This window comes from Metabacillus malikii (assembly GCF_030813355.1).
GTDB lineage: Bacteria > Bacillota > Bacilli > Bacillales > Bacillaceae > Metabacillus > Metabacillus malikii.
Genome location: NZ_JAUSUD010000004.1, coordinates 51003 through 65180 on the forward strand (window position 1 = coordinate 51003; position 14178 = coordinate 65180).

The window sequence follows — 14178 nt, forward strand, 5'->3', positions numbered from 1 at the left end:
TTTACTGAATTGGAAGTGTAACCTTACGAGTAGTATAATAACGATCACGTATTTCTTTATCTTCAATTGCATCTTTCCACGGCTCTGAATAGCGTTCTAATGTTTTGTTAATCCGTTCATTTAAATCTTTTACAAAAGATTTATCTGATAGTACTTCTTTTACGTGTTCTAAACCAACTCGTTCTAGCCACTTTGAAGTCCGTTCAAGATATGCAGCAGTTTCGCGATAGTATTGTAAGTAAGCCCCGACAAGAGTATAGACTTCTTCTTCGGTTTTTACAGTTGTTAGTAGGTCTGCAGCTTTTAAGTCAGTGCCACCGTTACCGCCAACGTATATTTCCCAGCCACCATCTATACCTACGATACCAACATCTTTAATTCCTGATTCAGCACAGTTTCTAGGACAGGCAGAAACTCCCATTTTCACTTTATGTGGTGTATCAAGTCGTTCAAACCGTTTTTCAAGCTCAATTCCTAAGCCCATAGAATCTTGTGTACCGTAGCGGCAAAATTTTGCGCCAACACATGTTTTCACTGTCCGGAGCGTTTTTCCGTATGCGTATCCTGAAGGCATCCCTAATTCTTCCCAAATGTCCGGAAGCTCATCTTTCTTTATACCCATTAATGCAATTCGTTGTCCACCTGTTAGTTTTAAGAGCGGTACATTGTATTTCTCTGCAACTTCAGCGATTTTTTTCAAGTCTTCTGCATTTGTGACACCGCCGTACATTCTTGGAACGACAGTATATGTGCCGTCCTTTTGGATATTGGCATGCATTTTTTCGTTGACAAGTCGAGAGTCTCTATCATCCTTATATTCTGGATAAATCATCCCTAAATAATAATTTAGGGCAGGGCGACATTTTGTACAGCCTTCCTCTTGTTTCCAACCTAATACATTCATGACTTCTTTTACATTTGTTAATCCTTTTTCACGGATTTCTGCAACGACTTCATCCCGGCTCAACGTTGTACAAGTACAAAGAGTTTCTTTTGGAGCTGTTTTATCAAATTCATCACCTAACGTATATTCAAGAATATTTGAGATGAGTGGTTTGCAACGTCCGCAAGAGCGACCAGCATTCGTACACCCGCCTACTTCTGCAACAGACGTAAGACCTTGGGTTTTAATTGCCTCAACAATTGTACCTTTAGTTACTCCATTACAACCGCATACAAGTTCGTCATCTGGCATAGAAGCTACATCATTATTTTCCGCATTTCCGCCCTCTGCCTGCAAAAACGCAAAATTTGTCATACTTTGAATATCTTCTTGCTTAATCATCATTCTGTATAATCTAGAACTATCACTTGTGTTACCATAAAGCACAATACCTACAATTCGATTATCGCGAATTAATACTTTCTTGTAGATACCATCAAATTCATTATGAACTTTAACAGCTTTTGTTGTATTGTCCTCAAAGATTTCTCCGGCTGAATACAGATCAACATCAGAAACCTTTAATTGTGTACCAGTAACGGAACCTTCATATCGTTTAGTAGGTATCCCACAAATATGTTCTGCCAAAACTTTACCTTGTTCATAAAGAGGTGCAACTAAACCGTACGTGATTTCTCTATGTTCTGCACACTCACCAACAGCATAAACACCTGGAATGGATGTTTGCATGTAATCATCAACAACGATCCCGCGATTTACATATAAGCCACCATCTTTTGCAAGTCTTACATTAGGTACAATCCCAACAGCCATGACGACTAAATCAGCTTTCGTTTCGCTGCCATCTTTAAAGCGGATACCTTCAACTCTTTCACTACCAATGATTTCCGCTGTTTCTGTTTTCATTAAGAAATTCATACCCTGTGCGGCTAGCTCTTTCTCTAGCATTTTTGAAGCTGTTTCATCTAATTGCTTTTCCATTAAATGTTCTAGTAGATGTACAACATCAACCTCCATCCCTAAATTTAATAGACCTCTAGCTGCCTCTAATCCAAGCAGACCACCACCGATAACGACTGCCTTTTTATATTTCTTAGATGTTTCAATCATTGTTTCACAGTCTTGAATATCACGGAATCCTGTAACTCCATGTTTATCAGCACCAGGTATAGGTAAAATAAATGGTACAGACCCGGTGGCTAAAATTAACTCATCATATGGGGTTTCACGACCAATGTCTGAAATGACGACTTTTCTTTCGGGATTTATTTGGATAACTTCTTCACCGGTATAGAGCTGAATTCCGTTTTCTTCATACCATGCTAAATCATTTAAAATAATATCGTTGATAGTTGTATCACCTTGTAACACAGTTGAAAGCTGAATACGATTATAATTTGGATGTGGTTCTTTACCAAAAATAGTGATTTCATATAAGTTTCGATTTATTTTTAAGATTTCTTCAATTGTACGGATTCCTGCCATACCATTGCCAATCATGACCAATTTTTTTGCCATCTCAATGCCTCCATTAAGTTCAATATTTCACAAGTTTGTCAAATTAGTTGTCAAATACTTCTCTAGACTTTATTGATAGCTTAATTGTAATGGAGAGCATTTTAAAAAGATGTGATGAACATCACATCTTTAAAATTTAAATTAATTTTTAATCGTTTGTATAACTAGGATTTTTGTATGCTATCTGCCCTTTACAAATAGTATAAATAAGATCATTCTTATTATTTAAGATAACTAAATCGGCATCCTTCCCAATTGCGATGCTCCCTTTTCTATCGTAAATATCCAATTGCTGTGCAGGGTTTTTTGCAGTCATTTCTATTACTTCTTCAATTGAACAGCCGGTAAATGAAATCATATTGTTAACAGCATCAATCATTTTTAAAATACTGCCTGCAAGTGTTCCATTTTCAAGTTCTGCCAAACCATTTTTGACAGTAACGGACTGTCCGCCTAAATCGTAATATCCTTCTTTTAAATATTTTGCACGTATTGAATCTGTAATTAGGATTAAACGTTTGGATGTCTTTATTTGATAGGCTAATTGAATGATTTCTTTCGATACATGAACACCATCTACAATGATTTCCGCAAATAATTGATTATGTAATAAAGCTGCCCCGACTACTCCAGGTTCTCGGTGATGCAAGGAACTCATCTGGTTAAATAAATGTGTAACTTGAGTTGTGCCAGCATTGATTGCTTCCATTACTTCTTCATAAGTTGCTTTGGAGTGGCCAATTGAGGGGATGACCCCTTTAGAACGCAAGTTCCGAATAAGCTCAATCCCACCTTCGATTTCTGGTGCAAGTGTCACTTGTTTAATTGTAGAATTTGCAAGGTCTTGCCATTTATTAAAAAGATGATATTTTGGTATTTGTATGTAACGTTTTGGTTGTGCACCAGCCATTTGATGATGGATAAAAGGTCCCTCCAAGTGAACCCCAATTACTTCAGCTTGTGGTTGCCTACTATAAGCTTGCGCTGAAATGAACTTTCCGACATTCATCAGTGATTTTTCAATGTTTGTGGTGCTTTGCGTAATCGTTGTTGCAAGAAAACTCGTTGTTCCTTCACGAGGTAAAGTAAGAGCGATATTTTCTATAGCATCCATTGTACCATCCATCGTATCTGAACCATTAGCACCGTGAATATGTAAATCTATAAATCCAGGAATAATGATTGAACCTTCAGTTGTGGAAAGGACGCGATAGTCATCAAAACTTGAAATTTCTCCTTTTTTACCGTAATCGACAATTTTTCCATCGACGATTTTTATAAATCCGTTTTTAATAACTTTGTCCTCTGCATAAACAGTAATATTATGGATTAGCGTTGGCTTCTGGTGATTCTCCATATGTTTTTCTCCCATTTATATATTTTTATGCCGTAAAAGCGTGCTTTTCTATAAGTGTAACCGAAAATTAGACATATTGTCCCCTGTTCTTTTATCTTTGATAAGGTGCATCAATAAAGTATTAAAAATTGAAAATGAATTAATGTAAATAAAAGTAAAAAATGTTAAAATAAGATGTAGTAAAACAGAGGCTGAGACATAACAAAAACAACTAGTTAAACACGAACATTGTTATATTTGGGTTTTTTATATTCAAATTATGTAAAGGTTGATTAGAGCTGATTACGAGACTCCTGCGGGATGTATGTTATAAAACATAATGCTCTATTAGTTCAATAATAATTGTATGTTAGGAGTGTATACAATGATTGCTAACTATATCGGTACTACTGAGAAGATGTTACATAGTTCTTCCCTATCAGATAAAGTTGCTGGAATGATACATCCAAAATTTAGGTTTAATTATCGTGGTGATATCGAATTAACAGATGAAATAATTAATCTAGGAAATTGGAAAGCTATTCATTTAGATGATATTCAGGAAATTAAATGTGAATTTGACGAAACTTTTAAAAGGCTAACAGTCAATGGGGATAATCGGCTAGGTTATTTTTCAAAAGGAGAACCACTAATCCTAACTTTATCTAACGAAAAAATCTATTTACTCATTAATTGGAGTTTTACGACAGGATTTACAGATAATAAAAAGTGGTTCGAAAAAATAGTAGAGAAAATAGGATAATTGGGAACATAAATAGGTGGCATATTTCTTTCATATGGAACTTTCGGAACTGGAAGTATCCGGTTCGACGATAGGGAATATCCAACACTTTTGTAGTTGATTGAACCTATCGTCAACATTGTGTAAAAACAACATTGACGATGGAAGATAATTAAATTTGTTTTAAAATTTTAGATAAACTTAGCGGTTAATTTTTACGCACTTTGTTTAAAATTCTTTTTCATTCCTGATTGTTTATCCTTGACAAAGAACGAGAGTACCAACCCAATCATCGTTAACATTGCTACAACAATGAAGGCGGTATTTGCACCATGGATGTCAGGGTGCGCTATCGTTGATTTTTGCTCAGCAATCTTCATACTAGTTGTCATAACAGTAACGAGTATGGCAGTACCAACAGATGCTGCAATCATTCTCATTGTATTATCCATTGCCGCACCGTGTGGAATTAATCTTGTTGGTAATTGATTAAGTGCAGCTGTCTGAACAGGCATCATTACCATAGATAGACCAAACATTCTGATGCTGTATAGAACTGTAATATAAGTGAATGTTGTTTCAAGATTCAAACTCGTAAATAGAAATGACGAAATCGTCAAAATAGCCAAGCCGGTAATCACGAGCCATCTAGCACCAATCTTATCAAAAACACGACCAACGATTGGAGCCATAATTCCACTAATAAACGCACCAGGTAGTAAAGCGAGACCTGCTTCAAATGCCGTGAACTCTCTCATATCTTGCATAAATAAAGGAATCAGCGTTTCAACACCGATTAAACCCATAAATGCAATCGCTCCTATAATGACTGCAAACGGAAAAAGAGAATATTTAAATACGCGGAATTCTAACATTGGATGCTCTAGTTTTAATTGCCTTGTAATAAATAGTAGTAAAGAAAGAACACCTACACTTAAACTTATAATTGTAATTATATCTGTCCATCCTAGGTTACCAGCACTCGTAAATCCGTATAAAAGACCACCGAAACCGAATGATGACAAAATGATTGATATTACATCCACTTTTGGCTTTGTTATCTCTGTTACATTTTTTAATGCAAAAAATGCGATAATGATATCTATAATTGCTATAGGGAGAATAATATAAAATAATTGTCTCCATGAGTAATGCGAGGTAATCCATCCTGAAAAGGCCGGCCCAATTGCAGGTGCGAATGAGATAACTAACCCGACTAACCCCATTGCTGAACCCCTTTTTTCCTTAGGGAAAATCATGAGAAATACTGTTGTCATGAGCGGAAGCATGACTCCGGCACCACTAGATTGAATCACACGTCCTAGTAATAAAATTTCAAAATTTGGTGAAATGCCTGCTATTAAAGTTCCAAAAGCAAAAATACTCATTGCTGAAATAAATAGCTGCCTCGTTGTAAATCGCTCTAACAAAAAGGCACTAATAGGGATCATAATTCCATTCACACACATGAAAACAGTTGTTAGCCATTGGGCACTATTTGCCGTAACATTCATTTCTTCCATTATCGGTGGTATCGCAGTAATCATTAATGTTTGATTTAAAATGGCAATAAAAGATCCTGCGAGCAACAGAGCTACTATTGTTGATTTGTTTATTTTCGTTTCCATATTTCCCCTCACTTCTTCACTTATTCAAAATCTCTTGATGTTAGTGGGTATTAACTCACATTACATAACGATTAATTATATATGAATCATTACATTGTGAAAAGTGAAAAGTCTTGGAGAAAACTTCAATTCTGTGATGCTTCATTAACCTTAAAATAGTTGGGACGATCGAACTTGAGTGTCAAAAAAACTGACCACCTAAAATGTCATATTTTTGCTACTACAATTATTTGATGATGTTATGATTTGGCATGTTTTTTATCACTGTTTGTTTAAACTGTTGCGAGTGAAATGACAATTATCACATAGTTGATGACGGAAAGTTTTAGGAAGATGTCTTCCGCAAACTTTACAGCTTTTCTTTTTAATATTTACTCCTGCTTTTAACAAGTTATGAATTTTATCACTTATATCTTCGCGAAGTCGCTCCCAATAAATAGCTTCTGTTTTCTTGTCCAACTTATATAAAAATAGTAAATGGAGACCTATTGACTTGTATGAAAGTTCTAAATCTTCAAGCCCAGATTCTTTAATACGAGGCTCAGGAAGTTCATCACCATTTACTATTGACTCAAGTTTTTGACGCCACTGTTCTCGTAATGAAGATTCATTTGATGAAAAAGGTAGATGTAAAAAGTGATATAAATCTGAAACAGACAGCTTGGCTTCAATAATTGTATCCTCCACCATTTCATATAACAGCATTTCTTCTGATAATGATGCCTTTTTCGTACCTTTTGGGCTCCGGAATTTGTCCCATAAATAAAAGAAATACCCAAGTTTATGTGAATATTTTTGGAACTTCTCAAGGACAGTTGGTGTCGGTGCAATTGCAAAACCGTGTAACGGTTCATCCTCTTGTTGTAATAATTTTGCCATATGTTTTAGATGATTTGTAAACGCAACCTTCCCTACGTTATATATCCCCTTTCGACCGGCACGCCCAGCTATTTGTTTCACCTCTTGAGATGTAAGAAATCTTCTTCTAGTTCCGTCGAATTTATCATTTTCTAAAAAAACGATTCTTTGGATCGGTAGATTTAGCCCCATACCAATTGCATCAGTTGAAACAATAATATTTGTTTCTCCATTTATAAATTGCTGCATTTGCTTTTTTCTTGTTTCTGGAGGCATGCTACCATAAATCATACTTACTTTCCGGCCATTACGTTGTATCTCAGACGCGATTTCCAGCACCTTTTTTCGAGAAAAGCAAACGAGAGCATCACCTTTTCTAATATGATTCATGTTAAAAGCTTGAGTTTCAACTTTTAAAGGGATTTCTCTTTCGTATTCATGTATGGATACTTGGGTATCCCCAAGTAATTGTAAAATCATATCTCTTGCATTAATACTGCAAATGATATGGACCTCTTTTGCGTTTGCTTTGGTTATCGCCTTATACCATGAAAAGCCTCTGTCCTTATCAGCTAACATTTGAGCTTCATCAATGACAATCACATCATAATAATCCTTCTCACGAAACATTTCGACAGTACATGAATAATGTGAAGCACCTTGAATAAGCTTCTCTTCTTCCCCTGTTTTCAATGAACAAGGAATGCCGTCCTCATTTAAAGTCTCATAAATTTCTAACGCTAGTAACCGTAAAGGTGCAAAATAAATACCGCTGCTAGCCTTTTTCATTTGTTGAATCGCATGATATGTTTTACCTGTATTTGTCTCCCCTACATGTAAGATATAGCGCATATTTCGACCAGGTGGAGGGTTATACTCCCTTCCAAATATGTCGTCAATTATTTTATTTTCTAGTTCGTGCTGGCGTTTCCGTGCTTCTTTTTCCTCTCTCGCTACTTGTTCTCTCTTCATAATATCGTTATGGTAAATCTCCCGATGCTCGTCGAAATGATATGGAATATCAATTAACTTAATTAAGTCGAAAATAATTTCGTCAAGCAGTTCTTCAAAAATTGACAAAGCAATTTCTATGAATACATTGTAATAGCCTTGTTTAATGAATGAATCAGTAAGTTGATATTTATTTTGTAGTTGAACAGGTATATTCTCTTTTATTAAATTTGGCGCAAAATCATAAACATTATTAATCACTTCGGTTTCATATTTCTCGAATAAATTCTGTTGTTTATGATAATGTCGAGATGAAATCATTTGATTTTCTAAGAACGTTTCTAGTGTTAGATTCTCTCCTTCTAATATGTATCCATATCTGTCTATATCAATTGCAAGACGACTTCCAAGAAGGAAACGAGCATATAAAAACATTTCTTCATATTTTAAATCGATGATATCATCTAGTAGTTTTTCAAATTCTAACTTGAGATTACGTTGTTCCTCTCTTTGTTTATTTAACAATTGTTGTGCATGATATGCTTCTTTGGCATCATTATATTTCTCCTTCCATTCATTTGGATGATGAGCGAATTTTGTCCTAAGCCATTCAAATAAGTCATAAGGTTCTAACTCCCTAAGTTCATTACGAAACATTTGATTAATTAATTTCTTACTAATACCTTCGACCTCATAGCCTTTCTTAATTAAAAATTGCTTCTTATCTGAGTAGGAAACATGACTTACTGTCGAATTTAACCAGCTGTTAAGCCATATTTGTTCTATGTAATGTTTCCTGTCTGTTATATATTGTTGATAGGTTGGAAGAGATTCCGTTGTGATAAAGTATTGATACATATCTTTATAAACCATTTCTTTAGCTCGTTGAACAGCTTTTTCATAAAATAGGGTTAGTTGTTCGTCCATCATTACATCCCTCATCAATTTGTCATCATTTTTTTATAGTATAAAGTTATAATGTGCTAAAGAATGTACGAATCTTCTTTATCACGGTTAGCTTTTGTTTAGTTTCCTTTGATAATAGTCTATTCATACCATTATTAGCGAAAAAAGAAAAGGAACCATAAGGCTCCTTTAATGCTTGCTTTCTTCTGAAATTAATTGAACTGTTCCGATTCCAACTTACCAGCGCCGTATAAACGGTAAGCTCCATGCATAGTTGGGCCAACATATTCGTTAAGCTTCCAACCGTGTCTAATAGCTTCCGTGATAAAGCTTTTTGCAACATCAATGGACTCTATGACTTTTTTACCTTTAGCTAATTCGGCTGTAATCGCTGCAGAGAAAGTACAACCAGCACCATGTATATAGGTCGTATCAATTCTGTCATTCTCATACAATGTAAATTCATGACCATCAAATAATAAATCTACTGCTTTACTATGTTGTAATTTGCTTCCACCTTTAATTAGAACATATTTCGCACCAAGTTCATTTATTTTAACAGCAGCTTCCTTCATTTCATCAATTGTTTTAATAGGAGCTGTTTTAGCGAGTTGACTAGCTTCAAATAAGTTAGGTGTCACTACTGTAGCAATTGGAACAATAACATCTCGTAATGCCTCAGCTGTATCAGGATTTAATACTTCATCCTCGCCTTTACAAACCATAACAGGGTCTATAACAACATTTTTAATTCCCGATTCCTTTATTCGTCTAGCAGCTACTTCAATGATATCAACAGTACCTAGCATACCAGTTTTTACCGCATCTATTCCAACAGAAAGAGCCGTATCTAATTGAGCCTCGAGTGCATCGATAGCAATGGGAAATACATTATGATGCCAGTTGTTTTTAGGGTCCATTGTTGCGATAACAGTTAGTGAGCTCAATCCATATACGCCTAACTCTTGAAATGTTTTAAGATCTGCTTGAATACCAGCACCACCGCTGCTATCGGAACCTGCAATTGTTAAAGCCTTTTTCATAGTCATTTATGCTTCCTCCTTGTTGTTAACACTACTATTATAGCGGTTACTAGATTATTTACATATAATACAGCTTTTTGTTTATATTGTCACTATATCAAGTTTGATTTATTATGTAATCGAGTTAGTAGACGGGATTTGTAATATGGTGTAATTGGGGAATACCACTTCTATCCTATGACGAGTATTATTGTGGTTTTTGTGCTAATTCGACAATTTATTGTAACAAAAAACTCTATCTCAGAATATTTCCGAAGTTAGAGTTTTTAATAACTATTTTAAATACTGTTGCGATTATCTATTTGATGAGTAAAAAAACTCATAAGAAGCGACATATATGGTTTAGCTTTCCAATACGAAGCCATATTTTTTATTGATACGTTTTGCAATTAGTTCAAGGAATTTTGCGACAGTCATTTTTTCAATATCACTTGTATACCAAGCTAACCGTGCACCTTTCTTTTTACCATCAAAATGAACTTCTAGTGGCCAAAATGTCTTTGTTTTAATTGTATAATCAAAGTGAATATAGAGTTGTTTTCCATCAGGAGATTCTAGAACAACACGGTAATTTGGATTTTTCCCTTCCGTATCTAACTTTACTTTTTTAATTCGAGTTAACATTTACAGACCCCCAATGTATTTGATGTAAAATGATACCATCTATTCATTGTACTATAAATATCAGAAAACACCTAATTTTTAATTTTTGAAGGTTTTGGTTGATTCCTCTTTGCCATAATAAATCTCCTCGTAAAACCTACTTACCACTCTTATTTTAGTAGGAATGGTATCACCTCTCACTTTCACTTAGCAAACACAAGGTAATTGTTGTTTACTTACATATTTAAATTAAGTTGATTTATAATTTCACAGGCACTTGAATGATTTGTTGACCCCAAAAATGGTATAGGTTCAAAAATGATATCAATAAAATTCCAACCCGCTAATTGACTAGTCTACTAATAGTTTGGGATTATATTAGTATTATCACTAGAGAGGCGATGTATAAATGGATTTAAGGCAGTTAGCATATTTCTTAGAAGTTGCAAAATTTAAAAGTTTGACAAAAGCAGCAGAATCTTTACATATTTCACAGCCAGCCTTAAGTAAAATGTTAAAAAGTCTTGAAGATGAATTAGATATGAAATTAATCTTGCGGACAAATAAGACAAGTGATTTAACAGATGGTGGGAGAATTGTTATGCAATATGCCCAGAAGATTTTTTCTCAAATTGAAGAAATGGAAACAACTTTAAACGATTTAAAAAGTTTAAAAAGAGGCTCAATTCGCATAGGTTTACCACCGATTATCGGAAGTCTGTATTTCCCTTCAGTGATGGCGGAGTTTCATAAAAAGTATCCAAACATCTCAATTACGATTACAGAATATGGTGCTGCCAAAGTTGTGAAAAGTGTTGAAGAAGGAGAATTCGAACTTGGTGTTGCTGTATTGCCAGTCAATGAAGAAGATTTTCATATCTATCCGATCGTTGAAGATGAGATGAAATTATTAATACATCACGAACATCCTTTGGCAAGTCAATCATCAGTTCAATTAAAAGATTTGCGAAATGAAGAATTTATTTTTTACCATGAGGACTTTGCTCTCCATGATATAATGTGGAAAAAGTTTATTGAAGTAGGTTTTGAACCAAAAATCTTATTTAAGAGTTCACAATGGGACTTTATGGTAGAAATGGTTGGCGCAAATTTAGGTGTGACGATTTTACCAGAATCAATATGTAACCGTGTTGAAAACAAGTATGTAAAAGTATTGAGTATCAAGCCTGTTATTCCATGGAATTTAGCAGTTATTTCAAGAAAGAATAAATATCTTTCTTATGCGGCTAGAACTTTTATTGATTTCTTTTTATAAGGGTTCATTATAACTAATAGTAATAATGAAGATAAATAATATATATTTTACGAATAACCATAACGCGTAGTACGATGAACAATGTTAAATAGGAAGTATGACTATGCTTCTTCCGAAAAGGAAGGTGGTTATGATGAAAAAGGTTTGGATGATAAGCCTGCAATTCGTATTCATTCATTTATTCTTATTATGTGGATATGGAATAAAACAGATTATTGCGCTCCCACTGCCAGCCCCGATGATTGGTTTAGTTTTGCTATTCATTTGTTTACTAATAGGAATTGTTAAATTAGAGTGGGTTGAAAATGTGGGTAACTGGTTATTAGCAGAATTACTATTGTTTTTTATCCCCTCAGCTGTAGGGATTATAAATTATCAAGATATTTTTAGCTTAATGGGCTTGGAATCAATATTTTTAATCGGACTAAGTACGTTTATTGTTATCGCTACGACAGCACTAACAGCTGAGTTCATTGATAAGAAAAAAGGAAGTGTGTAAAATGATTTTTGTATTTTATACATTTGTGACATATATCATTTATAAAGTAGTGAAACTCGGTTATAAAAAATGGTCTCTACCATTATTCAATCCATTACTTATTTGTCCAATTTTGATTATTTCATTAATACAACTATTTCATATTCCGGCAGATCATTATTTAAATGGATCGAAAGCTATTACTCATATGCTAGGTCCAGCAACAGTAGCATTTGCAATCCCGATTTATAAACATTTTCATTTAATAAAAAAATACCTTGGAACTATTATCGTTAGTATAACAACAGGTTCACTAGTAGCTATTGTTTCAACATTTATTTTATCGGTATTATTTAAATTAAATCCAGAGTTTATTACGAGTTTGTTACCTAGGTCGATTACAACCCCAATCGCAATTGAAGTATCCAAAGAAATTGGAGGTTTACCAACGTTAACGACAATATTTGTCATATTGACTGGTGTAATTGGAGGCATTCTAGGTCCATTTGAAATCAAGTGGTTTAAAGTTAAATCTCCTATCGCTAAAGGTTTAGCTCTAGGAATGAGTGCTCATGGTGTCGGAACGTCAAAAGCAATGGAGTACGGAGATAGGGAAGGAACCTTTTCTACGATAGCAATGATTTTTGCTGCTTGGATTACAATGGCTTGGGGTAGTTTGCTTATACCTTCCTTAATTCATTTGGTAGAAATATAATACAATGTAGCCAATTATCAAAATGATTTGATAATTGGACTACCACTTAGAATAAGTAATGGTATTTACAGTTTCTTTTTGTCAACAATTTTTATCGCAAAATGGTTTAATAAAAAACTCAATGACTTCCAAAATAATATTTTTGATTTTGATAAATGATGAATATATATAGCTGTATACTCTGGATAGCCTCTTGCACCTCTATCATATTTAAAGCGACCGACCCCAGCACTTTGATGGTATTTTCGATCGTGCTTAATGGATTCATTAACTGCCAAATAACGGAGCATCCGATAAAGACCTTTTTCCTTAGGTAAGTCTGTATTGTAACCAAGTACTGGATTTGCCATTTTGTTTTGGTATATTTTGGACCCGAATACACCCTCTAAGATACCATTTCTTTTAAGTCCCATATAAATAAGAGCACGTTCTCTATGTGTAGATAAAATGTACTGTTCTGAGAATTGCGGATTGTTATAAGAGTATTTTTCTAAATATAATTTATCATAAAGCTGTTTAGCACGAGACAAGTCTTCTCTAGTGAATTCATCGTGATAGATAATTTCGAATTCTTGATTACAAAAAAGTTTTTTATCACGTTTTAGTGTATTACGTACCTTTTTACGAGCATGCATAATATCAGCTGGTTCAGAAATATATACAAAGCGACTTGGAAGGAACACATATTTCAGTTTCTTCAAGTCTCTTATCATTTCTGGATAAAGGCCATCATTTAAAGAACGATATCCAATTAAATAACTTGGATATTTGTTCAACATTGCATGATGGAGTGCCGATAATTGCTTTTCAGTTAATAGCGGCGATAAGTTAGTTGAAATTAACCAATTATTTATATAGACAACTTTGTTTATTTTTATGAACTTAACAAAGATATCCATTACTGCTAACAGCATACGTAATGGTGCTTCTAAAACCTTATTGTTTAACATGGTGAGTTCTTCTTTTGAATACGTTATGTAATGGTTATAAGGTGAACAAACATATGAATTCTCGTATTCAGATTCATTTACCGTATACGGTAACAGAACATTATCAATAGCGACAAACCTTATCGTCGTATTAACATTATGAATAAGCTCTTTTGTTTCCCCTTTTAATAAAGGAGTAAAGTATTTCTTTATTTTCTCCCCTTCTATATAGCAATCCCAACAAATCTCTTCCCAGTTATTTTTATCAAAAAATATAACATTTTCAGCCAT

General features: G+C 34.2%; 11 protein-coding genes. 4 read left to right on the forward strand and 7 right to left on the reverse strand.

Going from position 1 to position 14178, the window contains the following annotated elements:
* Position 1: 1 nt before the first annotated feature.
* Complete coding sequence (nirB, locus tag J2S19_RS05730; RefSeq protein ID WP_307338558.1) at positions 2–2422, reverse strand: nitrite reductase large subunit NirB; 2421 nt, start codon at positions 2420–2422, stop codon at positions 2–4.
* A 148-nt stretch (positions 2423–2570) separates the two neighbouring features.
* On the reverse strand, positions 2571–3779 hold the full coding sequence (gene nagA / locus J2S19_RS05735) for an N-acetylglucosamine-6-phosphate deacetylase (RefSeq protein ID WP_307338560.1): 1209 nt from the start codon (positions 3777–3779) through the stop codon (positions 2571–2573).
* A 364-nt stretch (positions 3780–4143) separates the two neighbouring features.
* Here nagA and J2S19_RS05740 point away from each other — a divergent pair, with 364 nt between their 5' ends.
* Positions 4144–4521 carry a hypothetical protein gene (locus tag J2S19_RS05740; RefSeq protein WP_307338562.1) on the forward strand — a complete coding sequence of 126 codons (378 nt, stop codon included), beginning with the start codon at positions 4144–4146 and terminating at the stop codon, positions 4519–4521.
* A 194-nt stretch (positions 4522–4715) separates the two neighbouring features.
* Here J2S19_RS05740 and J2S19_RS05745 read toward each other — a convergent pair whose 3' ends face one another.
* From J2S19_RS05745 to J2S19_RS05760, 4 genes are all read right to left on the reverse strand, one after another.
* Positions 4716–6128 carry an MDR family MFS transporter gene (locus tag J2S19_RS05745; RefSeq protein WP_307338564.1) on the reverse strand — a complete coding sequence of 471 codons (1413 nt, stop codon included), beginning with the start codon at positions 6126–6128 and terminating at the stop codon, positions 4716–4718.
* 261 nt (positions 6129–6389) lie between these two features.
* The gene (locus J2S19_RS05750; RefSeq protein WP_307338567.1) at positions 6390–8864 is read right to left on the reverse strand and encodes a DEAD/DEAH box helicase; all 2475 of its coding nucleotides are present in this window, start codon (positions 8862–8864) and stop codon (positions 6390–6392) included.
* 191 nt (positions 8865–9055) lie between these two features.
* On the reverse strand, positions 9056–9892 hold the full coding sequence (gene pdxK / locus J2S19_RS05755; protein ID WP_307338570.1) for a pyridoxine/pyridoxal/pyridoxamine kinase: 837 nt from the start codon (positions 9890–9892) through the stop codon (positions 9056–9058).
* Between the two features lie 336 nt (positions 9893–10228).
* The gene (locus tag J2S19_RS05760; protein ID WP_307338573.1) at positions 10229–10510 is read right to left on the reverse strand and encodes a hypothetical protein; all 282 of its coding nucleotides are present in this window, start codon (positions 10508–10510) and stop codon (positions 10229–10231) included.
* 388 nt (positions 10511–10898) lie between these two features.
* Between J2S19_RS05760 and J2S19_RS05765 the strand changes: the two genes are divergently transcribed.
* The 3 genes from J2S19_RS05765 to J2S19_RS05775 all read left to right on the forward strand — a co-directional run bounded on the left by J2S19_RS05765 (position 10899) and on the right by J2S19_RS05775 (position 12958).
* Positions 10899–11765 carry a LysR family transcriptional regulator gene (locus tag J2S19_RS05765; protein WP_307338575.1) on the forward strand — a complete coding sequence of 289 codons (867 nt, stop codon included), beginning with the start codon at positions 10899–10901 and terminating at the stop codon, positions 11763–11765.
* 133 nt (positions 11766–11898) lie between these two features.
* Entirely contained in the window at positions 11899–12264 is a 366-nt protein-coding gene (locus J2S19_RS05770) for a CidA/LrgA family protein (protein ID WP_307338578.1), read from the forward strand.
* Position 12265: 1 nt separating this feature from the next.
* Positions 12266–12958, forward strand: coding sequence for an LrgB family protein (locus tag J2S19_RS05775; RefSeq protein ID WP_307338581.1), 693 nt, complete (start codon positions 12266–12268; stop codon positions 12956–12958).
* A gap of 65 nt (positions 12959–13023) precedes the next feature.
* On the opposite strand, the gene J2S19_RS05780 is transcribed toward J2S19_RS05775, so the two are convergent.
* Positions 13024–14178, reverse strand: coding sequence for a GNAT family N-acetyltransferase (locus J2S19_RS05780; protein WP_307338585.1), 1155 nt, complete (start codon positions 14176–14178; stop codon positions 13024–13026).